The organism is Novosphingobium sp. AAP83, from assembly GCF_001295795.1.
Classification (GTDB): Bacteria; Pseudomonadota; Alphaproteobacteria; order Sphingomonadales; family Sphingomonadaceae; genus Novosphingobium.
In genome coordinates this window covers 79,983-106,397 of record NZ_LJHY01000002.1, presented here as the reverse complement: position 1 = coordinate 106,397, position 26,415 = coordinate 79,983, and the positions used below count along the sequence as shown (strand labels likewise).

29 protein-coding genes are annotated in these 26,415 nt (G+C 60.2%); 17 read left to right on the top strand and 12 right to left on the bottom strand.

Annotated elements, in window-relative coordinates:
- Positions 1-459 (top strand): MarR family winged helix-turn-helix transcriptional regulator, encoded by a 459-nt coding sequence (locus IP81_RS01380; protein ID WP_054106177.1) that lies wholly within the window; start codon positions 1-3, stop codon positions 457-459.
- Positions 456-1,463, top strand: a complete 1,008-nt coding sequence (locus IP81_RS01375; RefSeq protein ID WP_054106176.1) for a fumarylacetoacetate hydrolase family protein — start codon at positions 456-458, stop codon at positions 1,461-1,463. Before IP81_RS01380 ends, IP81_RS01375 begins: the two co-directional genes overlap by 4 nt.
- Before the next feature lie 77 nt (positions 1,464-1,540).
- Here the strand turns inward: IP81_RS01375 and IP81_RS01370 are convergent, their stop codons facing one another.
- The 7 genes from IP81_RS01370 to IP81_RS01340 form a co-directional block, all read right to left on the bottom strand.
- A complete protein-coding gene (locus IP81_RS01370; protein WP_054106175.1) occupies positions 1,541-2,545 on the bottom strand; it encodes a type II secretion system F family protein in 1,005 nt (334 codons plus the stop codon).
- An 18-nt stretch (positions 2,546-2,563) separates the two neighbouring features.
- Positions 2,564-3,538, bottom strand: coding sequence for a type II secretion system F family protein (locus tag IP81_RS01365; protein WP_082355866.1), 975 nt, complete (start codon positions 3,536-3,538; stop codon positions 2,564-2,566).
- A 40-nt stretch (positions 3,539-3,578) separates the two neighbouring features.
- On the bottom strand, positions 3,579-4,853 hold the full coding sequence (locus IP81_RS01360) for a pilus assembly protein CpaE (protein WP_054106174.1): 1,275 nt from the start codon (positions 4,851-4,853) through the stop codon (positions 3,579-3,581).
- Positions 4,854-4,857: 4 nt separating this feature from the next.
- Positions 4,858-5,514, bottom strand: coding sequence for a CpaD family pilus assembly protein (locus IP81_RS01355; protein ID WP_054106173.1), 657 nt, complete (start codon positions 5,512-5,514; stop codon positions 4,858-4,860).
- Between the two features lie 14 nt (positions 5,515-5,528).
- Positions 5,529-7,127, bottom strand: coding sequence for a type II and III secretion system protein family protein (locus IP81_RS01350; RefSeq protein ID WP_197274475.1), 1,599 nt, complete (start codon positions 7,125-7,127; stop codon positions 5,529-5,531).
- Between the two features lie 43 nt (positions 7,128-7,170).
- Positions 7,171-8,217, bottom strand: coding sequence for a Flp pilus assembly protein CpaB (gene cpaB / locus IP81_RS01345; RefSeq protein WP_054106171.1), 1,047 nt, complete (start codon positions 8,215-8,217; stop codon positions 7,171-7,173).
- A 76-nt stretch (positions 8,218-8,293) separates the two neighbouring features.
- The gene (locus IP81_RS01340) at positions 8,294-8,782 is read right to left on the bottom strand and encodes a prepilin peptidase (RefSeq protein ID WP_054106170.1); all 489 of its coding nucleotides are present in this window, start codon (positions 8,780-8,782) and stop codon (positions 8,294-8,296) included.
- Positions 8,783-8,864: 82 nt separating this feature from the next.
- Between IP81_RS01340 and IP81_RS01335 the strand changes: the two genes are divergently transcribed.
- From IP81_RS01335 to IP81_RS01320, 4 genes are all read left to right on the top strand, one after another.
- Complete coding sequence (locus IP81_RS01335) at positions 8,865-9,860, top strand: alpha/beta hydrolase (RefSeq protein ID WP_054106169.1); 996 nt, start codon at positions 8,865-8,867, stop codon at positions 9,858-9,860.
- Positions 9,857-10,954 (top strand): FAD-binding oxidoreductase, encoded by a 1,098-nt coding sequence (locus IP81_RS01330; protein WP_054106168.1) that lies wholly within the window; start codon positions 9,857-9,859, stop codon positions 10,952-10,954. The genes IP81_RS01335 and IP81_RS01330 overlap by 4 nt, the downstream gene beginning before the upstream one ends.
- Positions 10,955-11,049: 95 nt before the next feature.
- A complete protein-coding gene (locus tag IP81_RS01325; RefSeq protein WP_054106260.1) occupies positions 11,050-11,232 on the top strand; it encodes a DUF1508 domain-containing protein in 183 nt (60 codons plus the stop codon).
- Positions 11,233-11,471: 239 nt separating this feature from the next.
- A complete protein-coding gene (locus IP81_RS01320) occupies positions 11,472-11,774 on the top strand; it encodes a hypothetical protein (protein WP_197274474.1) in 303 nt (100 codons plus the stop codon).
- A 51-nt stretch (positions 11,775-11,825) separates the two neighbouring features.
- On the opposite strand, the gene rnhA is transcribed toward IP81_RS01320, so the two are convergent.
- Genes rnhA through ispH form a run of 3 tightly spaced genes read right to left on the bottom strand, consistent with a single transcriptional unit; the run spans position 11,826 to position 14,196 of the window.
- Positions 11,826-12,257 carry a ribonuclease HI gene (gene rnhA, locus IP81_RS01315; RefSeq protein ID WP_054106166.1) on the bottom strand — a complete coding sequence of 144 codons (432 nt, stop codon included), beginning with the start codon at positions 12,255-12,257 and terminating at the stop codon, positions 11,826-11,828.
- Positions 12,254-13,225, bottom strand: coding sequence for a homoserine kinase (gene thrB / locus IP81_RS01310; protein ID WP_054106165.1), 972 nt, complete (start codon positions 13,223-13,225; stop codon positions 12,254-12,256). Before thrB ends, rnhA begins: the two co-directional genes overlap by 4 nt.
- A gap of 2 nt (positions 13,226-13,227) precedes the next feature.
- A complete protein-coding gene (gene ispH, locus IP81_RS01305; protein WP_054106164.1) occupies positions 13,228-14,196 on the bottom strand; it encodes a 4-hydroxy-3-methylbut-2-enyl diphosphate reductase in 969 nt (322 codons plus the stop codon).
- 122 nt (positions 14,197-14,318) lie between these two features.
- On the opposite strand from ispH, the gene IP81_RS01300 reads away from it, so the two are divergent.
- The 9 genes from IP81_RS01300 (at position 14,319) to tatC (ending at position 21,662) form a co-directional block, all read left to right on the top strand.
- Positions 14,319-14,981 carry a hypothetical protein gene (locus IP81_RS01300; protein ID WP_054106259.1) on the top strand — a complete coding sequence of 221 codons (663 nt, stop codon included), beginning with the start codon at positions 14,319-14,321 and terminating at the stop codon, positions 14,979-14,981.
- A gap of 61 nt (positions 14,982-15,042) precedes the next feature.
- Positions 15,043-16,794, top strand: coding sequence for an arginine--tRNA ligase (gene argS / locus IP81_RS01295; RefSeq protein ID WP_369800690.1), 1,752 nt, complete (start codon positions 15,043-15,045; stop codon positions 16,792-16,794).
- Positions 16,795-16,823: 29 nt separating this feature from the next.
- The gene (locus IP81_RS01290; RefSeq protein ID WP_054106163.1) at positions 16,824-17,624 is read left to right on the top strand and encodes an SPOR domain-containing protein; all 801 of its coding nucleotides are present in this window, start codon (positions 16,824-16,826) and stop codon (positions 17,622-17,624) included.
- Between the two features lie 72 nt (positions 17,625-17,696).
- Positions 17,697-18,713, top strand: a complete 1,017-nt coding sequence (nagZ, locus tag IP81_RS01285) for a beta-N-acetylhexosaminidase (RefSeq protein ID WP_054106162.1) — start codon at positions 17,697-17,699, stop codon at positions 18,711-18,713.
- Positions 18,713-19,510, top strand: a complete 798-nt coding sequence (locus IP81_RS01280; RefSeq protein ID WP_054106161.1) for a ScpA family protein — start codon at positions 18,713-18,715, stop codon at positions 19,508-19,510. The genes nagZ and IP81_RS01280 overlap by 1 nt, the downstream gene beginning before the upstream one ends.
- Positions 19,507-20,109, top strand: coding sequence for an SMC-Scp complex subunit ScpB (gene scpB / locus IP81_RS01275; RefSeq protein WP_054106160.1), 603 nt, complete (start codon positions 19,507-19,509; stop codon positions 20,107-20,109). Before IP81_RS01280 ends, scpB begins: the two co-directional genes overlap by 4 nt.
- A 91-nt stretch (positions 20,110-20,200) precedes the next feature.
- Positions 20,201-20,437, top strand: a complete 237-nt coding sequence (locus tag IP81_RS01270) for a twin-arginine translocase TatA/TatE family subunit (RefSeq protein WP_054106159.1) — start codon at positions 20,201-20,203, stop codon at positions 20,435-20,437.
- 35 nt (positions 20,438-20,472) lie between these two features.
- Positions 20,473-20,868, top strand: coding sequence for a Sec-independent protein translocase protein TatB (gene tatB, locus IP81_RS01265; RefSeq protein WP_054106158.1), 396 nt, complete (start codon positions 20,473-20,475; stop codon positions 20,866-20,868).
- Positions 20,865-21,662, top strand: coding sequence for a twin-arginine translocase subunit TatC (gene tatC, locus IP81_RS01260; RefSeq protein ID WP_054106157.1), 798 nt, complete (start codon positions 20,865-20,867; stop codon positions 21,660-21,662). Before tatB ends, tatC begins: the two co-directional genes overlap by 4 nt.
- A gap of 294 nt (positions 21,663-21,956) precedes the next feature.
- Here tatC and IP81_RS01255 read toward each other — a convergent pair whose 3' ends face one another.
- Complete coding sequence (locus tag IP81_RS01255; RefSeq protein ID WP_054106156.1) at positions 21,957-23,633, bottom strand: amidohydrolase; 1,677 nt, start codon at positions 23,631-23,633, stop codon at positions 21,957-21,959.
- Complete coding sequence (locus IP81_RS01250; RefSeq protein ID WP_054106257.1) at positions 23,630-24,550, bottom strand: NAD(P)-dependent oxidoreductase; 921 nt, start codon at positions 24,548-24,550, stop codon at positions 23,630-23,632. The genes IP81_RS01255 and IP81_RS01250 overlap by 4 nt, the downstream gene beginning before the upstream one ends.
- 77 nt (positions 24,551-24,627) lie before the next feature.
- Here IP81_RS01250 and IP81_RS01245 point away from each other — a divergent pair, with 77 nt between their 5' ends.
- Positions 24,628-25,005, top strand: a complete 378-nt coding sequence (locus IP81_RS01245; RefSeq protein WP_054106256.1) for a hypothetical protein — start codon at positions 24,628-24,630, stop codon at positions 25,003-25,005.
- A gap of 37 nt (positions 25,006-25,042) precedes the next feature.
- Positions 25,043-26,293, top strand: a complete 1,251-nt coding sequence (locus IP81_RS01240; protein WP_054106155.1) for a threonine ammonia-lyase — start codon at positions 25,043-25,045, stop codon at positions 26,291-26,293.
- Positions 26,294-26,415 lie beyond the last annotated feature (122 nt).

Below are 26,415 nucleotides of genomic sequence, written 5' to 3'. Positions count from 1 at the left end.
ATGCCTGAATCAGACAGCCGACTTTCAGACTTCATGCCATACCGGATGGCGATCACCTCTAATGCGGTGAGTTCGCTGATATCGGGGGAATATCGCAGCGAATTTGGCCTGAAGATTCCGGAATGGCGCGTTATGGCTGTGCTGGGCGATGCCGGTTCGCTTACCCAACGCGATCTGGTCCGGGCCACGGTGATGGACAAGGTTGCCGTGAACCGCGCATGCAAAGTGCTTGAAGAACGCGATCTTATCCAGCGCAGCCCGAACGAAATGGACGGGCGCTCACACCATCTTGAGCTGACGAATGCAGGCCTTGAACTGCACGGCAAGATCTGGCCGCAAGCGGTGAGCATTTACGAAAAGATATTCACAGCGATCAGCCCGCGCGAGCAAGCCAAGTTGCGCTTGATCCTCGACAAATTGCTGAAAGCGGCGCGCGAGCTGGAAGGCGACGAAAAGTGAAACTGGCATCCCTCCCGCAGGGCCGGGACGGGCGGCTGATCGTTGTGTCCGATGATCTGGCATGGTATGCCGATGCCGATCATATCGTGCCTTCGATGCAGGGGCTGCTGGATGATTGGGACCGGTATTACCCACAGGTTGAAGCGCTATCGATAGAACTGGCGCACGGGGCGATCCCGCGCAAACGCTTCCATGAACGCGAGGCTTGTGCGCCCTTGCCGCGGGCGTACCAGTGGGTTGGTAGCAGCGCTTGCGGCAATCACAGCGAACTGATGCGCAAGCCGCACGGGGCCGAACTGCCCGAAGCCTTCCGGTCCGATCCGCTGATGTACCAGGGCGGCAGCGATGATTTGCGCAGTGCGCGCGAACCGGTGCTGTTGGCGGACGAGGCGTGGGGCTGCGACTTTGAAGCCGAAGTGGTGGTGGTAACCGGCGATGTGCCGCAAGGCGTTACGCCAAGCGCGGCCTTGAAGCATGTGCGGTTGATCGGGCTGGTCAACGACGTATCGTTGCGCAACCTTGTCCCTGATGAATTGGCCAAGGGCTTCGGCTTTGTCCAATCGAAACCTGCCAGTCATTTTTCGCCGGTGTTCGTGACGCCTGATGCGCTGGGCGATGGCTGGGCCGATGGCAAATTGCAGCGTACACTTATGGTCGACCTGAATGGCGACCCCTTCGGGCGGATCGATGCGGGCGAGGAATGCACGTTCGATTTTGGCGTGTTGATCGCGCATCTGGCCAAGACGCGCAGCATAAGTGCCGGGACTATAATCGGTTCCGGGACGGTTTCAAACCGTGATCCCGATGGATCGCCGGGGCGGCCCGTGGCGCAAGGCGGGCGCGGCTATGCCTGCATTGCCGAACAGCGCATGGTGGAAACGATTGCGGCAGGTGCGCCGGCTACACCGTTTCTGAAGTGGGGTGATAACGTGCGGATCGAAATGCGCGACGCCAAAGGCAAAAGCATCTTCGGCGCGATTGAACAGAGCATCAAGCCGCTCTGATTGGCGTGACGTGAATTTAAAAGGCCCGGCAGGTGCGAACCTGCCGGGCCTTTTTGTTCGTCGGGTGGAGGCCCGCGTCAGAACTTCTTGTTGATGAAGTTATCGCTGAGCGAGCATGCCGCAGGCCCGAGAATAACGATGAACAGCACCGGAAGGATGAACAGGATCAACGGGATGGTCATGATGGCCGGAAGGCGCGCGGCCTTTTCTTCAGCGCGCATCATGCGTTCGTTGCGGAATTCGGCCGAAAGCACGCGCAAGGCCGAAGCCAGCGGCGTACCATAGCGTTCGGTCTGGATCATTGTGGTGACCACGCCTTTGACCGAATCGAGATTGACGCGATAGGCAAAGTTTTCAAAGGCTTGGCGACGGTCCGTCAGGAATGACAGCTCGATGGCCGTTAGCGAGAATTCGTCCCCCAGTTCGGGATAAGCGCGGCCCAGTTCGCGGGCGACACGGTTGAACGCGGCGTCCACGGTCAGGCCCGCTTCGGCGCAGATCACGAGAAGATCGAGCGCGTCTGGCAAGCCTTTGCGAATGGCGGCGGTGCGCTTGCTGATCAGGTTCTGGACGGCAAGGTCCGGCCCTTTGTAGCCCAGGATCACACAAGCCGCGAAGCCCATGAAGCGCTTGAAGGGCGTCCATTCAGGAAACGAATCTGTCCAGTAAAACAGCATTGCCCCGATCAGGCCCAGCACAATAGGGCCGATGAGCCGCGCCAGAATAACCGCAACCGCCCATTCCTTTTTGCGGATGCCGCCTTGGGCAAGCTTTTGCTGAACAGTCGCAACCTGGCTGTCTTGCAGTACTTTAAGCGAATCAAGAAAGACGCGGATACGGTCGGTCGTCTGGTTGCCGCGAATGATGCTGGTGCGTTTGCGCGCATTGGTGACGACAATGCCCGCCTTCAATTGTTCGCGGCGCTCGCTAAGTGCTTTGACGCGCTTGGCCATGGGATCGCGAATGGTAATGGCGGTGTAAATCGCAAACAAGACTGCCCCTGCCGCCACGGCAACGAGCATTGATCCAGCTACATAGACGTCGACACCGAGAAGGGTCGGTCCTGGCGCGGTATCCAACATGATCGCCTGTCCCTTTTCTCAGATTTCGAAGCTGACCATTTTGGCCATGATGAATGCGCCGATGCCCAGCCACGTCAGGCCGCCAAGGCCGGTTGCGATAAGCCGCTCGTCCGAGAAGAACTGCAACGTGTATTCAGGATTGATCGTGTAAATCAGAATAAACACGATGAAGGGCAGCGCGCCCACGATGTAAGCCGAAGCCTTGGATTCAGAGCTCATCGCACTGATTTTGAGCTTCATTTGCGCCCGCTTGCGGAGAACGTCAGACAAGTTGGAGAGCGTTTCGGCAAGGTTACCACCGGTTTCGCGCTGGATCGCCAAAGTGATGCAGAAGAAGTTGAATTCGGGCAGATTGAGACGGTCTGCGGTTTCTTGCAGCGCCTCCTCCATCGTGCGGCCAACCTTGATCCGGTCTGTAACCAGCTTGAATTCCACGCCGACCGGGCCGGGCACTTCGCGCGCGACAACACCCAGTGTTTCAGTGACCGGAAGACCAGAGCGCAAGCCGCGTACGAGCAAGTCCATCGCATCGGGCAAACGCGTGACGAAGTTTTTGATGCGCTTGTTGATCGCCCAACCGACCACGAAATGCGGAAGGCCACCTCCGATCAGAATGCCCGCAGCCAGCGCAAGCACCGCCGCGCCCGTTTTGATAAAGACAAACAGGATCATGAACATGGCGATCCCGCCGCTGACATAAAGGTATTGCGCAACAGTCCAGGGTTTCCCGGTGCGCTTCAACCGCATTTGCAGCACTTCAAGGCGTGAGCCGGAACCTGCGAGTTTTGTTGCGCGCGGTGTGTTGGCGGCAAGCGATTTGCGATATTGTGCTTCAACGCGGTCTTTGGCGCTTTGCGAATGCCGGAACCGGACAGATTGCAGGCGGCGACTGCCTTCTTTCGAAGCGGATGGCCCTGATAGCGCTGCATAGACAAGCACCATCGCCAGAAGAAGGCCCACCGCCATGATGACCGTTTCGATCATGCCTTCCATCTGTTATGCCTTTCTGTCACGTTTCGGGTTACCTGATCGATCAGGTGGCGGCGTTTTCTTTGGCCTTGGGGCCGAGCATTTTTTTGAGATCAAACTTGCCCAGCAAGGATGCCTTGCGTTTATCGCCGCTGGTATCAGTCGCGGTCACGCCTTCTTCATCAACTGAACTCATCACCATCCGGCCGATTTCGCGTAGCACTGCGCCCGCCTTGGAGCTGCTGTTGGCCGCAATGAATGTTTGGCCAAGCTTTGCCGCGTTTGATGCAGCCTTGATGTCGTACGGCACCATGAAATCAATTTTGCGTTCGATAGAGGCCTCAAAATCGGCTTTGCTGATTTCGTTGGCGCCAAGTTGGACTTTGTTGGCCACGACAATCGGGCGGGCGTGGCTTGCGTTGATTTTAAGCCATGACAACAGGCGGATCGCATCGCGCGCACCGGCCAATGTCAATTCGGTGGCCAGAATGACCACGTTCACGTCACCCAGCAAATGTGGGAAATTGATCAGCATGTTGCGTGGCAAATCGATCATCGTCATTTCGAACGACTGACGGAATTCCTCCTCAAGTTGAACAAATGCGCTGCCATCAGTCATAAGCGGCGCATTGATCGGAGCTTCGGCGGAAAGGATCGCAAGGTTATCGTTGGCGCGGATCATAGCCCGTTCAAGGAACAGGCCGTCAATGCGGCTTGGGTTGTCGATCGCGTCCGTCAGCCCGCGACCGGGTTCAAGATCGAGCGTCAAAGCGCCGGTGCCGAAATGGACATCAAGATCCAGCAGCGCGGTGGGCAGCTTGTTGTCGGTGCTGAACATCCACGCGAGCGATGTGGCGATGGTGGATGCACCAACGCCGCCGCGTGTGCCGACAACCGCTGTTGAGATGTGGCGCTTGACGGCACCTGGGTCCTGATTTTTGGGCGCAGTGAAGATTGCCTGCGCCTGAACCAGTGCATCACGGATCTGGCCGGTGTTTAGCGGCTTCAGCAGATAATCCTGAATGCCCGATGCCATAAGATCGCGGTACAGGCGCACGTCGTTGACCTGGCCGACCGCGATGACGACCGTGCCGGGTTCGCACACTTCCGCCAGGGCGTTGATGTCGTTCAGCGGATCGCCGCTTTCGGACAGATCGACCATCAAGATGTTCGGGCTGGCCGTGATCGACAGCGATTGAATAGCATTGCGCAGGCCGCCACGGTGGCACTTTTCAGGCACCCAGCCCATATCGACAACCGCAGGGCGGAGCATATCGAGTGCGGCATCGTCGCAGATATAAGCGGCAAAAGCATCGCGATTGGCGTTCTTTGGGCTCATGATTTTAGTTCCCGCTGCCTGAAGTGCCGCTGCCTTTAAGGCCGGTTTCGCCAGAGGGCGGTGCCTTGCGGAAGCTGTCGATGGCCTTGGTACTGCTCATCACGACAGTTTCGCTGGAGCCGGTTGCGCCTTTGACGAGGTGCTCTTTGTCGGCGACCATCGCGGCAAGGTTGCTGTTCACCGCGCAGCCGAAGTTGGATGATGTCCGGTTGGTCATCGAGAAATCGGATTTCTGGTGCCAATCGGGGCAGCCGGGCACAGAGGCGGTCGTGCGCGTGACGACAATCCGCGTCGAACCTGCCGCGACATAACCAGCGGTGACTGGTGCAGCAGCATTATCGATGATCAAGCCCCAGCGTCCGGCCACGGCATCAACCGCAGCCAGTGTGGCTTTGGATTTCAAAGGATCATCGACGGTGATCTTGTCGCCATATTTCAGGCCGAGCGTTTCGAACCAGCCTGCCAGACGGCGCTGTTCGGACGGCGCAATGCCGCCATTGGGCAGTGTATCAACATCAAAGACATAGCTGTTGCGCTCTACCACCGGTTGGTGAACCGAAGTCAGCGCCCGGTTTTCCGCTGTGGTTGAACACCCCGAAAGCACGATGGCGAGTGATAGGACCAGCGCAGCGGCGGTGCTGCGGGATAGGTTATGGCGCATTGCTTGACCCTTTCTCACTGAATGCTGAAGCCAGGTTCGGCGTTGGCGACTTTTTTCTCGCCACGGCGATCGCGCGGTTGCGCAGGGCCGGATGGCACATCAAGTGCGCCGACTTGGGGGGTAGCCTGAACGGTGCCTTCCTTTTCGGTCGGTTTTGCACGGCTGCCGCCAGTCACGCCATCACTCTCCATATGGCCAAACAGGCGCTGGAGATCATTGGGGCTTTGGAAGCCGTCAGTTGGCAGGACGATGTCATTGGCGTTGACCGGGTTGACCAGATAGGGGGTCACCACGATCACCAGTTCGGTTTCGCCCTTGCGATAATTGGTCGATCGGAACAGTGAACCCAGAATCGGGATATCGCCTGCTCCGGGCATTTTGGTCAGCGAGTTCTGCGCGTTGTTGCTGAGCAAGCCGGCGATCATGAACGACTGGCCCGAGCCCAGTTCTACGGTGGTTTCGGCGCGGCGTACGGTGAGCGCCGGGATTTCGATCGAATCAAGCTTGAGTGCGCCGGTGCTGGAAAGCTCGGACACTTCAGGTCGCACGCGGATGGAAATACGGCCATTGGCAAGCACCGTGGGCGTGTAAGCCAGGCTGACACCGTACTTCTTGAATTCGATGGTGGTCACGCCGATCCCCTGCGGAATAGGGATGGGATATTCGCCACCTGCCAGAAACTCCGCCGTTTCGCCCGAAAGCGCGGTCAGGTTCGGTTCGGATAGCGTGGTGACTAGGCCAAGCGTCTCGCCTGCATCCAATGCGCCCAGCAAGTTTAGGCCCAGCAGCCTGCCCATGCCGGCAATAGATGTGCCACCGGCTGCAGCAGCAACGGCTGTACCGGGCGTTTGTACCAGGTTGGTCGTCGCGCCTGTCGGATCAGGAATGAACCCGTTTACGGAAATGTTGCCAGAGCCCACGGCGAACGGCAGTGCGGGGCTGGTATTGAATGTCTGGCCAATTGCGCGGCCCTGGCCGACACCGAACTTGATTCCGCTGGTGCCATCAATCGTGGTGAGATTAACACCAAGGTTCTTGACCAAAGAGCGGCTGACTTCGGCAAACTTCACATGCAAGCTGACTTGCAGCGGGGTTGCCATCTTCAGGCGGCTGATCACATTGGTCTTGTCACCCACGAAGGCTTTGACCAGACGCTCGGCCTCGGCAGCATCTTCGGGCGCGGCAATCGTGCCGGTCAGCAGCACGGTGCCGTTCATCGTCGAAACATTCACGCGCGCATCAGGCATCGCCATTTTGAGCATCTGATCGATGGTATCAAGGTTTGTGCCAACGCGGACATTGGCAGACCACACCACATCGCCCTTGGCATTGCTGGCATAGATTGTGGTTTCGCCGCCTGCCTTGCCGAACACATAAAGCTGGTTGGTCGATTTCACCTGAACATCGGCAACCTTTTCATCGGCCACGAACACGTCTGCCATGCGGCCGGGCACGGTGATCAATTCACCACGCCCGATCGAGATTGTGATCGTGCGTGATGGGCTGCTGACGCTTTGCGCATGAAGCACTGCGGTTGCAGGGATCAGGGCGGCAGGCAGCGCAATCAGCGCGGCTGAAATGAAGGAGGTTGAGAGGGAGAGACGGCGTGTCATTGTGCTGCCCTTCGCAAGCGGTGTGTGTCGCGGGGTCGTCATGTCACTTGGTTTCCAATGTCACGTTTTCGACTTCCTTGCCGCGGCTCACACGAACCATCGGGCCTTTTGGCGCAGGTGGTGTGGGCAAAGACATGGTCGGCCCGGACATGCTTGGTCCGGCATTGACGGGAGAGGCCATCGCTGCGGCAAGCTTCGCCGCCGATGGTGCTGCGTTCTTGCGGGAGAAGCGCGAGACATCACCACCGGTAACAAAGCTTGTGCCAGCGCTTTCGATGGGGCGCTTCATGGCCTGCTTGATCAGCGCCTCTTCCTGCTGCTTGCTAAGGCCGCTGGGGATCTTCACATCGCCCGAAGCAATCGCCTGTTCCAGTTCAGCCGCGTTATCCGCGATGGAGCGCAGCGAGAGGCTGATCGTGCCAAGCGTTTGCGCCACCGCGATTTTCTCGGCCATCTTCGGGGTGACTTCCACGGTCACAGTGCTGAAAGCACGGACGCGGGTTTTGCCTTCGACCATTTCCTGTTCGGTTGACTGGTCAGTTGCCAGAACGCGCATGTTCTTCATGATCGTCTCGGAGGTTCTGAGCGCCCCGCCATCCACGCCGCCGCCGCCTTGTACGGTTTGCGTAAGAACGAGGTCGACATAATCGCCCGGGAATACGAACCCGGCAACACCGGTACGGGCCGAAACTGAAATGGTGACCGCGCGCATCCCTGCACCCAGTGCGGCCGCAAGGAAGCCGCGATCGCCGGGGGCTACGAGATTGCCCTTGGTCAACGGTTCGCCCGCCGTGATCGGATTGCGCACTACGGTGCCCAGCAGCTTCTGCATGTCCGCCTCGCCTTCAACGAAGTAGACATCTTTCACCATATCTTCGGGCCAGGCCTGAAAGTTGATCGAATCTGCCGTAATGATCGTGCCGATGGGCAGGGCGCGTTGCGCGACAAGCACTTTGGCCCCCATGGGGACTTGCGCGGCAGCCGCAGCTTGCGGCGTGCCCGCTCCGACGAAAAGGCTTCGCGCTGCAAAAGCTGTGCCGAGCGCGACGATCAGCGCCCCCACCAGCAACATCAGCTTCCTTTTGTCCATGGCTACTTGTCCTGCCCTTTAGAGTCTGGCCCGCATCTGTCGGGCAAATTGGTTAAGAATTTGGCGTATGGCGGATTCAAGCCCCTGTGACCGTTCGCCAACCGGCTTGCAGCGTAGGGGCCAATGTGATCAGGCCAGCACTGGCGATGGCTATGCCGTAGGGGATCTTCACACTGCGATTGCGTGTCACAGTGAACTGCCACGCGGCAAAGCCGAGCGTGAGCACCGCGCCGATGATCGACATCATGATCAGCAGCTTCAAAAAGGTGATCGGAGAAAGCCACAAGGCCAGCGCGGTCAGCAATTTGACATCGCCGCCGCCCATCTGTTTGAGCGCAAACAAGCCTGTGAAAAACAGGAACGAGACCAGCGCCAGGCCGATTTGCATGGCCATGTCCGGCCAGACCGACATCCCCGACGCCCACCAGAACGCAGGCGCACCAAGCGCCACCGCAGCATTGAGCCAGTTATCGATCTGGCGGCGACGGATATCGGTAAAGGCGGCAACCAGCAGCGCGATTGCCAATGCCCCGACCAGCCCGTAAATGAAGATATTGCCTTGCATGGCTTAGGGTATACGGGACAACCACTTACCAAACGGTAACCAAACCTTGGTGCAGATATGCGCCACATGGAGACGACGCCGCATGATTTTCGGCAACCGCGAGGCCATAGATCGCAAGGTGATACCCGCCGCCGCACATGAAGCCATGTGGACGGCAGGCGATGGTCATCAGGTGCGCCGTATCGATTGGCCGGGCGCGCCAAGCGACGATCCTGAATTCGGCCCGCGCGGATCGATCCTGTTCCTGCCCGGACGTGGCGACTTTTATGAAAAGTATCTAGAATCGCTAGATTATTGGCATAACGAAGGCTGGCGCGTAACCGCGCTGGATTGGCGCGGGCAGGCAGGCTCTGGCCGGATGACCGCCCATCCCGACACCGGGCACATCAGCGATTTTTCGGTGTGGATTGATGATCTTGCCGCATTCTGGAGCGAATGGATCAAGGCAACGCCTGCTCCCCATGTGATCATCGGGCATTCGATGGGCGGGCATCTGGTGCTACGTGCTGTCGCTGAAAAGCGGATTGATCCGGTGGCGGTGGTGCTCAGCGCGCCGATGCTGGGCTTCCTCACGCCGGGACCGAATCGGCTGTTGCTGCGCGTGGCCGGATTGTTCTGCCGCTGGGGCGATCCTGAACGCGTGGCGTGGAAGACCAGCGAGAAACCGGGCGCAAGCGTCGCGGCACGCAACACCCTGCTAACGCATGACGAAGCGCGCTATGCCGATGAAGCGCACTGGAAAGCGGCGCGGCCCTATCTGGCGATGGGGCCGGGCAGCTGGCGCTGGGTCGAAAGGGCCTATGCCTCTATGGTGGCGATGGATCAGCCGGGCCTTCTCGAGGCGGTGGACGTGCCGGTCCTGATGCTGGCGGCCCGCTATGATGGGTTGGTCGGCTGGAAGGCTATCGAAAAAGCGGCCCGTCGCTTGCCGCGCGCGCAACTGGTCAGTTGGGGCCGCGAGGCGCGGCATGAAGTGCTACGCGAGGTTGATCTTGTGCGCGACAAGGCGATGCACGCGATCGATGACTTCCTTGACCGCATGGCACCTTGGCCAAACGAGGCTGAATTGCCGCTATGATCCCTGCCGAAGTGTTTGATGTTGCGATTATTGGTGCAGGGATGGCGGGCGCAAGCCTCGCTGCCGAATGTGCACCTTATGCCCGCGTGCTGCTGGTCGAGGCGGAAGAGACGCCGGGCTATCACACCACCGGCCGTTCTGCCGCGTTCTGGGAAGAGACGTATGGCGGGACGGGGGTGTTCCCGCTGACCACGGCTTCGGGGCGGTTCCTGCGCGAGGGTGGTTATCTTGCGCCACGCGGCGCGCTGAACATCGGGCGGGCGGGGGATCGCGACAAGGTTGAGGCTTTTGTCGAGACGTTCTCGGCGCTCGGCGCGACGCTGCATTTGCAGGACCGGGTGGCGCTTGAACAACGCGTGCCGGGATTGCGCGATGACTGGGTGGTTGGCGCGTGGGAGCCGGAATGCGCCGACATTGATGTGGCGGCACTGCACCAGCATTATCTCGCGGCATTCAAGCGCACGGGCAGCGTATTGCGCGTGCGCGCACGGGTCGAGCAGATCGAGCGGGAGGGCGAGGGCTGGCGCATCGCGTGGAACGGCGGCGAGGCGCGCTGTGCGGTGCTGGCCAACGCGGCTGGCGCTTGGGCCGATCAGGTGGCGGTGCAGGCAGGCGCAAAGGCGGTTGGCGTAAAACCGCTGCGGCGCACGATTGTCCAATTGCGCACCGATCCCGTGCCCGATGATGCACTGCCGCTGACGCTGGGGATTAACGAGGACTTCTATTTCAAGCCCCAGGGCGGGCGGCTCTGGCTTTCCCCGCACGACGAAATCCCCGATGTGGCAGGCGATGCCGCGCCCGAGGAGCTGGATGTCGCCATCGCCATCGACCGGTTTGAACAGGTGGTCGATTGGAAGATCGCGGCGCTGGAGCGGCGCTGGGCAGGCCTGCGCTCCTTCGCGCCCGACCGGCTGCCGGTCTATGGCTTTGACGCCCAAGTGCCGGGGCTGTTCTGGTTTGCCGGCCAAGGCGGCTTCGGCATCCAGACCGCGCCAGCGGCGGCGCGGCTCGGCGCACAATTGCTGCTGGGCCTGCCGCGCGATGACTTAACCGATCGTATTGATGCTGCGGTCTATTCACCAGCGCGGTTCTGAACCCGAATTTTTCCCTATTCGCCGCCGATCAGAATGGTAGATTGGCACTGTCGGTCAGAATTCAAACCGATCTGATCTTGGCAGGAGGACATCCGATGGCGCACCGTTTCGAAATCCGTAAAAATAAGTCTGGCGAATTCGTGGCTTACTTCTGCCACAACGCCGAAAGCATCTTCTGGACCGAAGGCTATTCCAGCAAAGCCAGCGCCAAAAACGCCATCGAATCGATCCTGAAGAACGGCCCGGGCGCCGAGGTGGTCGACACAACGGTGGAGTAAGCGCACCCCACCTTCGTCATTCCCGGGTAGGCGGGAATCCAGCGCACACCGCCAGACTGGATTCCCGCCTACCCGGGAATGACGAAGGGGAAGGGTTGCGCTTGCCGTGAGCCTGCCGGAAGACGCACCCAAAACGCCAGATGCTTCGACAAGCTCAGCATGAGCGGGTTTGAGGCGTTTGAGCAAAGGGCGGCTTTGGGGATTATGGAACCAGAACCTGTCGTTTGGGAAACGACGCCGTGGCGGACATGAGCAGTTCACTGGATACTCGTAGAATGAGAGACCCGAAACTGCTTATGGTCAAAAGTGTGCTGCACTGGGCATGGGACCCGATCGGAGTCCGTGGGGTCGAAGAGGCCCGCGATGAATACGACAGCTACGCGCCCAACGTGTTGGAACTGCTTGAACGTTCCTCTCCCGAAGATGAGGTTGCTGCCTACCTTGGCTGGGTAGAAGTCGAGCGCTTGGGCCTTCCTCACCACCCCGATAGGAACGCCGACGTGGCGGCCCTTTTGATGGAGCTCCGTCGCTTGTTTGCCTGAAGATGACGTCTGCCTTCCACCCAAACTTTGCCATTCAGCATCAACAGCCCCTCACGCCGCAATCGCGGCGTCGCTCGCCAGTTTGTCCACCCGCTCGTTCTCGGGGTGGCCGTCGTGGCCTTTGACCCAGACCCATTCGATCTTGTGCGGGCGCACCGCTTCCACCAGCGCGCGCCAGAGGTCTTCGTTCTTCACCGGTTTGTTGTCGGCGGTTTTCCAGCCTTTTTTCTGCCAGCCGAAGATCCATTTGGTGATGCCGTCGAGCACATATTTGCTGTCGGTGTGGAGCGTGACCTGGCAAGGCTGTGACAGGGCTTGCAGCGCGCGGATTGCGCCCATCAATTCCATGCGGTTGTTGGTGGTGTCCTTTTCCGAACCTGACAGCTCTTTTTCATGCTCGCCCATGCGCAGCAGCGCGCCCCAGCCGCCTTTGCCGGGGTTGCCCTTGCACGCGCCGTCGGTGAAAATCTCGACGTGTTTCATGCGAAAACTTCCGGATTTGAGGCGTAAAATTGCAGGCGGCGGGCAAAGGCCATCGGGTCTTTGCGCATGACCAGCGCATCGGCGGGCGTGTTCAGCCAATCATACGCGCGGGTAGAGGTGAAGCGCAGCGCGGCCCCTTGGGCGAGCAGCGGCAGCGCGGCGCGCTCCTCTGGCAAAAGCGGGCGCACGCTTTCGTACCCCTCAAGCAGCGCGGCGGACAGATCGGCGCGGAAGCTCTGGCCCGAGGAATCAAAGCACCATGCAGCGTGGGTTACGGCCACGTCATAGGCCGTCAAATCATTGCAGGCGAAGTAGAAATCGATCAGGCCCATGACCTTGTCGCCCAGCATCAGGACGTTGTCGGGAAACAGGTCTGCATGGATGACAGAGCGCGGCAGATCGGTCGGCCAAGCGGCGGCAAGCTTGGGCAGATGTTCGGCAACAAGCCCAGCCAATTGCGGGTCGATAATGGCAAGGCCATCGGCTCCGCAGGCATCGAACAGGCGCTGCCATTCGGCAAGGCCCATGCCGTTGGCGCGGGCAGGCGCGAAATCTGCGGCGGCGGCGTGGAGTTGCGCCAATGCAGCGCCGACAGCGCGGGCTTGGGCAGGCGTCGGATCGCTGACCGATACGCCGGGCAGAAATTCGATCAGCGCTAAAGCCTTGTCACCGCGCATCCGGTAAAGCGCGCCGCTGCGATCATGGATCGTGCGCGGAACAGGACAGCCCTTGGCCGCAAGGTGATCGAGCAGCGACAGGAAATAGGGCAGATCGCCAAGCTCGATGCGGAATTCATACATCGTAAGGATGAAACGCGTCGCGCCATTGGCAGCGCCGGTTGTTTCGAGCAGCCAGTTGCTGTTCGATACGCCCTCGGCAATGCCTTTGGCCGAGACCAGTTGGCCCACATCAAATTCGGCGATCAGCGCGGCCATATCTTCCGCGCCGATCTGGGTATAAACAGCCATTATCAGTCGGCCAGTTGGCGCGGCAATTTGAAGATCATTTTTTCCTCGGCGGTTGTCACCGTTTCTTCGGTCACCGTGCGCAATTCGCCGATCCGCTCGACAACTTCGCGCACCAGCACTTCGGGCGCAGAGGCACCAGCGGTGAGGCCCAGCGTGGTGACGCCATCCAGCCACGACGGGTCAATTTCGTTGGCGCGTTGGATCAGGCGTGAAGGCGTGCCAAGTCGCTCAGCCACTTCGACCAGCCGAAGGGAATTGGAGCTGTTGGGCGCGCCGATCACAAGCAAAAGCTGACATTCCTTGGCAATGGCCTTGACCGCTTCCTGACGGTTGGACGTGGCATAGCAAATGTCTTCGGCCTTTGGCCCGACCATGTGCGGATAGCGGGTGCGCAGCGCCTCGACGATTTCGGCGGTATCATCAACCGAGAGCGTGGTCTGCGTGAGAAAAGCCAGCGGCGTGGCATCGGTGAATTTCAGTTCGGCGACATCTTCCACGGTTTCTACCAGCGTGATCGCGCCAGCGGGCACTTGTCCCATTGTGCCAATAACTTCCGGGTGGCCCATGTGGCCAATGAACAGGATGTGACGTCCGGCTTCAACCTGACGTTCCGCCTGACGATGGACTTTGCTGACGAGCGGGCAAGTGGCATCGAGCCAATCCAGTCCGCGTTCCGTGGCGGCAACTGGCACCGCTTTGGGCACGCCATGGGCCGAGAATACGACCGGCGCACCATCGGGCACCTGGTCTAGTTCTTCAATGAAAACAGCGCCCTTGGCTTTGAGACCATCAACCACAAAGCGGTTGTGCACGATTTCATGGCGCACATAGACCGGTGCGCCATAGCGCTTGATCGCGCGTTCGACGATTTCGATCGCACGATCAACCCCGGCGCAGAAGCCACGCGGGGCTGCGATGAGGAGGCGGATGGGGGCCGAAGTGGCCGTCGCGTCTGGCAAGCTATCGTTCATCTGGTAGCTCTTAGCAGCAAGCGCGCCTGCCTGCCATTGCCGAAAGCGCATGTGATGGGTAGAGGAGGCTTAACAGTGGCTTTATTGCTACGAGCAACAAATTACCAAGGATGAAAGTGCCCATGATCGCATCCGCCCGTCGTCTCGCCCTTTTGGGCGCTCCGCTCGTGGCCGCGCTTGCGCTTTCGGCTTGTGGAGGCGGGCGCGGCGAATTGGTGGTCGATGATGCCGTGGGCGTGAAGGCCCTGCGCGATCCTTGCCCGCGCGTGGGCGTGCCAGATTACACCGGCGATGTGACGCTGTTCAAAGCGCCGGGCCGCACCGATTCGGCAGCAATCGACATTGTGGCATCGCTGACGAATGTCCGCGCGACATGCACGCCGGGCGAAAAGCTCTATTCGCAGGCGACATTTGATGTGCTGGCCAGCCGGACGGACACACGCGGCGCGCGGCGCATCGAACTGCCCTATTTCTCGACGGTCGTGCGTGGCGGCAATGTGGTGGTGGCCAAGCGGATCGGATCGGTGGTGATCGAGTTTGCCGATGGGCAGGACCGCGCATCGGCAAGGGGGCAGGCGGGCGCATCGATCGATCGCGCCGAAGCTTCCTTGCCCGAAGATATTGCCAAGCGCATTTCGCGCAAACGCCGTGCAGGGGATCAAGACGCTGCGGTTGACCCGCTGTCACAGCCTGATGTGAAGGCTGCGCTGGCGCGTGCGAACTTTGAGCTGCTGGTCGGCTTTCAGCTGAACAATGAACAACTGCAGTATAACGTCCGCCGTTAAACCGGGACAAAGCCGCGCGTAACACTTTCGTTTTTGCGCCGGTTCCGCTACCTGCGCGGCCATGACTTTTGGCCAGATGAACCTTCATGCCGACTTTGTTCGGGTAATCGATGCTGCGCTGGGCGCGCTGGAAGCGGCGGGCACATTGCCCGGCGGCCTCAATCGGGGCGCGGTGACGTGTGAACCGCCGCGCGATCCTAGCCACGGTGATCTTTCCACCAATGCCGCAATGGTGCTGGCCAAGCCTGCGGGAACCAATCCGCGCGCGCTGGCTGCGTTGCTTGTGGCTGAGCTAGAGAAAGAGCCGCGCGTTGTCTCGGCTGAAATTGCAGGGCCAGGCTTTATCAACTTGCGCCTGACCGATGATTCTTGGCGCGGAGAATTGGCGCTGATCGCCAAAGCGGGAGCGGATTACGGGCGTTCCGATATGGGTGGCGGCAAAGTCGTCAATGTCGAATACGTTTCAGCCAACCCGACCGGACCGATGCACATGGGGCATTGCCGTGGCGCGGTTGTGGGCGATGCTTTGGCCGATCTGTTGGCGTACAGCGGGCACAAGGTCATCAAGGAATACTATGTCAACGATGCAGGCGCGCAAGTCGATGTGCTCGCCCGGTCGGTGCATATCCGGTATCTTGAGGCGCTGGGCCGTGATGTGGGGGCGATCCCTGAAGGGCTTTATCCCGGCGATTATCTGGTGCCAGTGGGCCAGGCGCTGGCGGCTGAATTTGGCGAGAAACATGCCGATGCGCCTGAAGGTGACTGGCTGATCACGTTCCGCACCAAGGCGGTGGCGGCGATGATGGACATGATCCGCGACGATCTGGCGACGCTGGGTATCCGCCATGACCTGTTTTCATCCGAGGCAGAGCTTCAGGCATCGGGCAAAGTCGATGCTGCCGAGGCATGGCTGCGCAAGCATGATCTGGTTTATGATGGCGTGCTGGAAGCGCCAAAGGGCAAGACACTGGAAGATTGGGAAGCGGTGGAATTGCCGCTGTTCCGATCGACCAAATTCGGCGATGATCAGGACCGCCCAATCAAGAAATCGAACGGGGCGTGGACCTATTTCGGGGCAGACCTGGCCTACCACTTCCAAAAGGCGCAGAATGCTGATGCCTTGGTGGATATCTGGGGCGCGGATCATGCAGGAACGGTAAAGCGGATCAAGGCGGCAGTTGCGGCGCTGACCAGCGCCGATGGCGGCACGGCCAAACCGTTCGAGGTTAAGCTGGTGCAGATGGTGCAATTGCTGCGCGATGGCCAGCCGGTCAAAATGTCCAAGCGGTCCGGCACCTTTGTGACGCTGGCCGATGTGGTGCATGAAGTGGGCAAGGATGTGGTGCGTTTCACCATGCTGACCCGCAAGCCCGATGCGCAGATGGACTTCGACTTTGCCAAAGTGGTGGAGGCATCGAAGGACAATCCTGTTTTCTACGTGCAATATGCCCATGCCCGTATTTGCCGCAATATCCGCAAGGGTGTCGATGAAGGATGTGTGCCATCATCTGAAAACCTTGGGCTCTTGGGTGAAGAAGAACTGGCCTTGATCAAACTGGCCGCGCAGTTCCCGCGTACGGTTGAAGCAGCCGCAGTGGCGCGCGAACCGCATCGTATCGCGTTTTTCCTGCATGATTTGGCGTCAGCGTTCCATTCGTTTTACAACCTTGGAAATGATCGCCCTGAAAAGCGGTTCATTGTGGCACAGGACTCTGTAATAAGCGGCGCACGTCTTTTCCTTGCCGAACAAATCGGGCAAGTGATTAAGAACGGTCTCGCCCTATTGGGAGTTGAGGCCGCACTAGAGCTTTGACATGATAGTTAACGGGCAGGGGCGCAAGCATGAGTGGTGACGAACAGAAATCTTGGGCCGATCAGGGAATCGGACTGGGCAAGCCGTTCGACGTCTCTGCTGAATTGGGTGCGGCTGAAGAAACCGTCGAGCGTTTGGCACTGGGCGAAGAAGATCGCCTGCCGTGGCTTGAAAGTGCCGATGATGTTGACGCAGATGAAGAAGAAAGCGGCACTGGCCGGTTGATCGGCTTTGCGGTGATGGGCTTGATCGCGCTGGCTGCGTTGATCGGCGGCATCTGGTATGCAACCAACAAGACCGCCGGTCCATCCGATGCCGATGGCAGCCTGATCGAGGCGAGCAAAGAGCCTTACAAAGTTGCGCCGAGTGACCCGGGCGGAAAAACCTTCGAAGGCACAGGCGATTCGAGCTTCAAGGTGAGCGAGGGCGAAAAGCCCAATGCTAATCTGGCAGGATCAGGTGTTCCGGCACCCATGGTCACGCCGTCGGCTAAGCCAAGCGCGGGTGCCGGTACCGGTTCCACCGCTGGCGTGGCTACGAGCGGAAGCGCTGTTCCTGCGGCTTCTGCAAACAAGCCTGCTGTTCCGGTTTCCGGGGGCGTTGGTGTCCAGATTGGTGCGTTTTCGTCAAACGCTGCGGCTGAAGCTGCGTGGAGCAAGCTTTCTGGCAACAATGCTGCACTGCAAGGGCTTCAGCACCGCGTGGTTGAGGGCAAGGCCGATATCGGCACGGTTTACCGGCTGCAAGCTGTGTCAGGGGATGTGTCAGCAGCCAATGCCTTGTGCCAGCGGCTGCAAGCTGGCGGCCTGAAGTGCCAAGTTAAGCGTTAAGACCCTAAGTTTTCCCCCGCCAAGCGTGAACCCGGCCTTGAGAAAGCGCTGGGTTTGCGCGACTCTGGTCACATGCTTCCAGCGATTTTCGGGCTTTCGGGCCTTACCCTGACTGACGACGAACGCGCGTTCTTTCTTGATGCCAACCCTGCGGGATATATCCTGTTCGGGCGTAACGTGGAGAGCCGCGCGCAGATGCGGGCGCTGACCGATGAATTGCGCGCGCTGCATGGGCGGGATCACACATTCATCTGCATCGATCAGGAAGGCGGACGCGTCGCGCGGATGAAGCCTCCGGTCTGGGCGGCTTACCCTGCGGGCGAGAGCTTTGACCGGCTGTATGAGGTCGCGCCCGCCAGCGCGATTGAGGCGACGCGGGCCAACGCCCATGCGCTGGGGCTGGATCTTGCAGAGGCCGGGATTAGCGTGGATTGTCTGCCGTTGCTCGATGTGCGGCAACCGGGTGCGCATGACGTAATCGGTGATCGCGCGCTGGGGACAGAGCCGATGCGCGTGGCGGCGCTGGGCCGGGCAACGCTGGACGGGTTGGGCCGCGCCGGGGTGGCAGGCGTGGTCAAACATGTGCCGGGGCATGGTCGTGCGCTGGTGGATAGCCACAAGGAACTGCCGACGGTTACTGCTTCTGCCGAGGAACTGGCGGTGGACCTTGCGCCGTTTCGGACTCTGCGAGACGCAACGATTGCGATGACCGCGCATGTGCGGTTTACGGCTTGGGATGCCGCCAATCCCGCCACGCATTCGGCCTTTGTGATCGCAGAGATCATCCGCAAGGCAATCGGCTTTGACGGGCTGTTGCTGACGGACGATCTTGATATGCAAGCATTGGGCGGCACGGTGCCTGAACGCGCTGCCAAGGCACAGGCTGCGGGATGTGATATCGCGCTGAATTGCTGGGCAAAAATGGACGATATGGTGGGGATTGCCAGCGCGCTTTCGCCGATGTCGGTCAAGACGGCGGAGCGGCTGGAACGAGCGTTGGCGGGTACGGCGGCGTTTGATGGTCCGGCAGATATCTCGGCCCAAGGCGCGTTGTTTGCTGCGCGCGACCGGTTGCTGGACCTTGCCTGATGGCTGATACCGCTTCTCCGGCATTGTTCGAAGGCGATGCGGTGTGGGAGGGCATTGGCGCTGGGGAAACCGGCGATGCCGCGCTCTATCTGGAACTGGACGGGTGGGAGGGGCCGCTTGACCTGTTGCTGGAATTGGCGCGGCGGCAAAAGGTTGATTTGCGGACGATTTCCATCCTCGATCTGGTGGACCAGTATCTCGGTTACATCGAGCGGGCGGAGGCGCTGAAGCTGGAATTGGCGGCGGACTATCTGGTGATGGCGGCGTGGCTGGCGTATCTTAAGTCATTGTTATTGCTGCCACGTGATCCCGAGGTGCAGCCAAGCCCTGAAGAATTGGCGCTGAAGCTGCAATTGCGGCTGCAACGGCTGGGCGCGATGCGTGAGGCTGGCGCGCGGTTGATGGGGCGTGACCGGGTGGGCCGCGATGTGTTTTTGCGCGGGGAACCCGAGGGCTTGCGCGTGGATAAGAAGGCGCTGTGGAAGTGTGATGTTTTCCAGCTGATTCAGGCCTATGGCGCGATCAAGCTGCGCAACCAGCCGGTGGTGCACATGGTGCGTGAGCGGGCGGTGATGACGCTGGATACGGCGCTTACCCGCGTTTCCAAAATGCTGGGCATTGCGTTGGAATGGACTGATTTGCGGGCGTTTTTGCCGCTCGATGCCGATCCGCTGCTGCGCAAATCGGCGTTGGCATCAAGCTTTCTGGCGGCGCTGGAACTGGCCAAGCAGGGGCGGGCGGAGATCGCGCAAGATGCAGCTTTTGGCCCGCTGATGTTGCGGGCTGCGCGGGCATGAACCCTCCCGATGACCTGACCCGCGCGGTTGAGGCGGCGCTGTTTGCAGCCGAAAAACCGATGAGCGTGGCTGAGATTTCGCTGCATTTGGGCGGTGCGGACGTAGGTGGCATTTTGGTGGCGTTGCAGGGCGATTATGCGGCGCGCGGTGTTCAGTTGGTGGAACGCGGTGGCCGTTGGCACTTCCAGACCGCACCCGACCTTGCGCACCTGCTGCGGCGCGAGAAGGAAGAGCCGCGTCGCCTATCGCGCGCGGCGACCGAGGCCCTTGCGATCATCGCCTATCACGAGCCGGTGAGCCGCGCCGAGATTGAGGCGATCCGCGGGGTGCAAACTGCGAAGGGCACTTTGGATGTGTTGCTGGAGGCGGGTTGGATTCGCATTGCCGGGCGGCGCGAGGTGCCGGGGCGACCGACGATCTATGCCACGGCGCCCGATTTTCTGACGCATTTTGGCCTGCAATCGCGGCGGGATTTGCCCGGAATCGAGGAATTGCGGGCGGCGGGGTTGCTTGATCCGGTTGATGAGGCGTTTGCCGTCTTGACGGGAGGCGGGGATGACGACACGGACGCAAACGAACCGCCTGCCGGGGACGCATGAAAACAACTGGATGGTTTGGCTGGTCAGATCGGACCGGAGTGCCTATCTAGGTGTCGCGCGGCCCCTGATGGGGCGCAATGGAGTTTGTGACATGGGTGGTCTTTCACTTCCGCACCTGATTGTGATGGCGCTTGTGGTTCTGGTCTTGTTTGGCCGTGGCCGCATTTCTGAAATGATGGGCGATTTTGGCAAGGGTATTAAAAGCTTCAAGCAGGGCATGCACGAAGAAGAGAACAAGCCGATTGTGCCGCCTGCCCAGATCCAGCAGCAACAGGTTCCGCCAGCTTCGCCTGTGCAGCAGCCCGCGCCAACCGATCAGGCCAATTAACGCTTTTCCCGCAAGGTTGCTGAGGGCCAATAGCCGTGTTTGACATTGGCGCTTCTGAACTGCTGGTGCTGGTTATCGTGGCGATCGTAGTGATCGGCCCGAAGGACTTGCCAATGGCCTTGCGCACGGCGGGCCGTTGGGTCGCCAAGATGCGCAGCGTTTCCAACCACTTCCGTTCGGGCATCGAAACCATGATCCGCGAGGCGGAAATGGAAGAGATGGAGCGCAAGTGGAAAGAGCAGAACGAACGGATCATGCGCGAAACGGCAGCGCAGGAAGTTGCGGCGGCACAGGGGCAAAGCGTTGACGACGCGAGCGACCAGAATGACCCTTTGCCTGCGGGCGATGGCGAACCGGTGATGATTGGCCCGATGCCACCGGAAGCCAAGCATGACGAGGCGGCAGCCGCGTCCGGAACCGCACAGCCATGATCGACGATATTGACGATAGCCAAGCGCCATTAATGGACCATTTGCTGGAACTGCGCACGCGTTTGCTGCGCTGTGTCTATGCGATGCTGGCCGCCTTTGTAATTTGCTTTTACTTCGCCGACGATATCTTCGCCATTCTGGCGCATCCGCTGGTGGTGGCGTTCCCGCCGGGGCAGGGCAAGCTGATCTATACCAAGCTGTACGAGGCGTTCTTCGTAGAGCTGAAGGTTTCGATGTTCGCCGCGTTCTTCATCAGTTTTCCGGTGATCGCCAACCAGTTATGGGCGTTTGTTGCGCCCGGACTTTATGCGCGCGAGAAGAAGGCGTTTTTGCCGTTCATTCTGGCCACGCCGGTCCTGTTCACCATGGGCGCAAGCCTTGCCTATTATGTGGTGATGCCCACCGCGTTTAAGTGGTTTCTAGGGTTTGAAGGCAACAAGGGCGGTTTGCAGCTTGAGGCTTTGCCGGGGACGGGGGATTACCTCAGCCTGGTGATGCAGTTTATCTTGGCATTTGGAATCAGCTTCTTGCTACCGGTTTTGCTGATGTTGCTGAACCGCGCTGGAATCGTCAGCCGCGCGCAATTGGTGCAGGCGCGGCGTTATGCGATTGTGCTGATCTTTGCGGTGGCGACTGTTGCGACGCCGCCCGATGTGGTTTCGCAATTGATGTTGGCGATCCCGCTGCTGTTGCTTTTTGAAGGCACGCTGATTCTGATGCGCTTTACCGAGAACGCCGATGCCAAGCGCAAGGCCGAGGAAGAAGCCGCGATTGAGGCACCGCTTCTTCCCTGATTTCGTCGATTGGGGCGTTTTTGTGGCGGTGTAAAAAGGGGTTCACGCAGAGACGCGGAGTAGAAGTGGAGGCGCGGAGGGGGCGGCTTTGGGTTGTGAGGCCGCTTCTTGATTGAGCCTTGAGCAAAGCGAGCCGGTGCCGTCGGCAAAGCGGCTTCGCCGCCTGTCCCGGCATGTCTGCGTGAAACCTACTCCGTCTGCTTACGGGCGAGGCCTTTGGTTTGCGGCGTTGCGGAAGAAGCAGCGGGATCCCGGGTCAAGCCCGGGATGACGAGGGTGTGGGGAGTTGCGGTCCTATGGGCTGGCCGGTGGTTCAACGGACCAGACGAGGCCACCGCCAACCCATGTTTCCAGAACTTTGGTTGCGCGGATTTGTTCGGGGCTTGCTGTCATCGGATCGGTATCGACCAGAATGAAATCGGCGCGCAAGCCGGGGCCGAGGCGTCCGAAGCGCTTTTCGGCAAAGCCTGCATAAGCAGCGTTGCTGGTGTAGGCGGCAAATGCGGTGACGCGATCAACGCGTTCTTGTGGCTGCCAGCCGCCTGCGGGCTGGCCATCGGGGCCTTGGCGAGTGATGGCGGCGGCAAAACCTGCCCATGGATCGGCTTGTTCCACCGGCGCGTCTGATCCGAAGGCCAGTTTGGCACCTGCTGCCTGCAAGGATTTCCACGGGTAGGCTCCGGCCAATCGGTCAGGCCCGAGGCGGGCTTCGGCCATCGTGCGATCCGATGTTTGATGCACAGGTTGCATCGAGGCGATTACGCCATGCTTTCCGAAGCGGGCAAAATCTTTGGGATCAACGATCTGCGCATGTTCGATACGCCAGCGGCGATCGCCTTTATAAGTATCTGCGAGGTCTTCGATTGCGCCGATGGCGGCGGCATTGCCCTTATCGCCTATGGCGTGAATCGCGATCTGGAAATTGTCCATTGCCGAACGGCTCATCAAATTGCCAAGCTGGGTTTCGGTTAACTGTGGCAGGCCGCTGGTGGCAGGGGCATCGGCATAGGGTGCTTTGAGCCAAGCACCGCGCGATCCCAGCGCGCCATCAAGATAGAGCTTTACGCCATTGAGGCGCAGCCGATCAGCATAGAGCCAAGGCGAGGGGCCGGGGCCGCCGATCAGGGTCATCTGTTCGTTGCCCGCAGCATAGGCCATGACGCGGACGTAAAGTTTGTTGGCATCACCAGCGCGGCGGAAGGCCTGCCAATCTTCGATGCTGGTGCCCATATCGGCAACCGCAGTGACGCCGCGTTTGAACAGGATTTGCTGGGCGGTGGCAAAAGCGAAATCGCGATCTTCGGCGCGCGGTGTTGGAAGGCTGGCGCTGACCAGTTCCATCGCGGAATCGACGAGTACCCCTTGCGGCGAGCCATCGGCGTTGCGTTCCACTTTGCCGCCTGCCGGGTCTTTGACCGCAGCGGTGACGCCGGCGGCCTTGAGCGCGGCGGTGTTGGCCCAGCCGGCGTGGCCATCGACGCGTTCGAGCCAGACCGGGCGATTTCCGGTGACGGCATCGAGTTCGGCAGCAGTGGGAAAGCGGCCAAGCTGCCACGTTTCTTGATTCCAGCCGCGCCCGATGATCCAGGGGCGCTTTGGATTTTCAGCCGTAAAGCTGCGGATCTTTTCCAGCGCTTGGGCAAGCGAGGTTGTTTCGGACAAATCGAGGCTGAGCGCGGCCAGGCCCATACCCATAACATGGGCATGGGCATCGATCATGCCCGGCAGCATGACCCGGCCTTTGCCATCGACGTGGTACTGGTATTCCTTGCGCGGTTTGGGCTTTTTATCGCCCGCGCGGATTAGGCGGATGATGGTGCCGGCATTATCGAACATCAGGCCGGTGAAGGTTTCCACTTCGCCATTTGCGCCGATGGTGGTGCCGCGCACATTATCGATGAGGGTATCGGCCAGCGCGGGCGATGACGAAGCGAGCAGCAGGGATGCGATGCCGAGGCGGGTGCGGTTCATTTCGTGCCCCTCCGGCGAGGCAAGCGGCGGATCAGCGCGCTGGTATCTTCGCGGCCATAACCCATGGCCTGGATATCGACATAGAATTGATCAACCAGTGCGGTGAGGGGGACACTGGCTCCGATGGTGCGCGCCTCGTCCATGGCGAGGCCGAGGTCCTTGCGCATCAGATCGACGGCGAACCCGAAATCGAACTCGTCCCGGGCCATGGTATGGAAGCGGTTGTCCATCTGCCATGATTGCGCAGCCCCCGCCGAGATGGCTTCGAACACTTTATCGAGATCGAGGTGGGCCAGCTGGGCAAAGCGGATGGCTTCGGAAAGACCGGCAATGGCCCCGGCAATGCACATCTGGTTGGCCATCTTGGCGGTTTGTCCGGCACCGGATTTGCCGACGTGGACGACACGTTTGGCATAGGCTTCCAGCACGGGGCGGGCGGCATCGACCGCCTTTACGCTGCCGCCGCACATGATGCCCAGCGTGCCACTTTCCACGCCCGATTGCCCGCCGGTGACGGGCGCATCGACGCAGAGCAGTTCCTTGTCGCGACCTTCAACCGCAATCTGGCGGGCAATCCGCGCCGAAACGGTGGTGTGGTCGATGAACAATGCGCCCCGACGCAGCGTGGAGAATGCGCCATTCGGGCTGAGTACGACATCGGCCAGATCATCATCATTGCCGACGCAAGTGATCACCACATCTGCGCCAACCGCAGCATCGGCAGGGCTGGACGCGACGCGCACTGTGATATCTGCATTGGCGGCTTGCCATGCCTCTGCCCGGGCTGTGGTGCGGTTGTAGATGATGAGGTTGTGACCGGCATGGCCGAGATGGCGGGCCATTGCCCCGCCCATTACACCAAGGCCAATGAAGGCTATGTTGGCAGGTTTGGCCGCAAGCGGTGCAGGATTTTTCATAGGGACTTTCATATCGGGTTTGGGCTGTTGCGCCACCCCCTTGCGCACAGATGAAGGCCATTGCATCAGCGTGCACGATGAAACGCTGGACCGAAACGATTTCGCGATATGCCAGAGCGGCATTCTGGCCAGTGCTGGTTTTTGCGCTGGTGATGGCGGTGCTGCCCAAGCCGCCGGAACTGCCGACAGATAGTCTGGGCGACAAGTTTCACCATATGATGGCGTTTTTCACGTTGACGGTTTTGGCAGGCGGCGGATGGCCGCGTTTTCCTGTAGTGCGGTTGTTGTTCGGTCTTTCGCTGGTGGGAGCAGGGATTGAAGCGGTGCAGATGATACCGGCGTTGCATCGCACGGCGGATTGGCGCGATTGGTTGGCCGATTCTGTGGCGATTCTCGCCGCCTTGGTGCCCGTTAGCATCCTGCGCCACCTTAACACGCGGGCGAGATCAGCTTGAGGTTCCCTTGGGGCTTTGTTTCCGTTAGGGCGCGGACATGGAAAAAGCCGCGCTCAACCCCGCCGTGCAGGACGATGCCCTGCTGACACTCGCCGATGTTCGCGATGCGGCGCAGCGTATTGCCGGACAAGTGGTCCGGACGCCCACGCTGCACAGCAAGACGTTAAGCGCGATTACGGGCGCGAATATCTGGCTCAAGTTTGAAAACCTCCAATTTACAGCCGCTTATAAAGAGCGTGGGGCGCTGAACGCTTTGCTCCAATTGACGCAGGAACAGCGTGATCGCGGGGTTATTGCGGCATCGGCAGGCAATCACGCGCAAGGGCTTTCCTATCACGGGACGCGGCTGGGCATGCCGGTTACCATCGTGATGCCCAAGACCACGCCGACCGTGAAGATCATGCAAACCGAGGCCGTGGGCGGCAAAGTGGTGCTGGAGGGCGAGACTTTTGACGAGGCCTATGCCCATGCCCGCAGGCTGGAAGGCGAACTGGGGCTGACCTTTGTCCACCCGTTCGACGATCCGCGCGTGGCAGCCGGGCAGGGCACGGTTGCGCTGGAAATGCTGGAAGATGCGCCCGAAATCGACATGCTGGTGGTGCCCATCGGTGGTGGTGGCTTACTTTCGGGCATGGGCACGGCGGCACGCGGGATCAAGCCGGATATCGGGCTTATCGGGGTGCAGGCAGAACTGTTCCCATCGATGTTTGCCAAGCTGAAGCATCTGGATATGGCGTGCGGCGGCGATACGCTGGCTGAAGGCATTGCAGTGAAAGAGCCGGGGCAGTTCACCTCGAAAGTGCTGGCGCAGATCGTTGATGATATTGTGTTGGTGGATGAGGCGGCGCTGGAAAGCGCGGTCGCGCTGCTGTTGCAGATTGAAAAGACGGTGGTTGAAGGCGCGGGCGCGGCGGGGTTGGCCGCGATGATGTCTCACCGTGAACTGTTTGCGGGGCGCAATGTTGGCGTGGTGTTGTGCGGCGGCAATATCGATACGCGGTTGCTGGCCAATGTGCTGCTGCGCGATCTGGCGCGTTCTGGCCGCCTTGGCCGTTTGCGCATCACGTTGCAGGACCGGCCGGGTGCGCTGTTCAAGGTGGTGGAGGAATTCAACCGCCATCAAGTCAACATTCTGGAGGTGTGGCACCAGCGCATCTTCACCTCTCTTCCGGCCAAGGGCCTGACCGCCGAGATCGAGTGCGAGGCGCGCGACCGCGAACAAATTGATCGGCTGGTCGCCGGGTTGCGGGCCAAAGGCTATGACGTTGAGCAGGTTGAGCTTGGCTGATTGGCAAGGCAGGATCGGGTGCGTTAACTTTTGCCGTCGGGGTGTCTTGTAACAGGACTGGCATAGCAAGCTGTGGGTAAATCGCCGGAACGGTCGTAATATTGCTGCGCATTGTAGGGTCA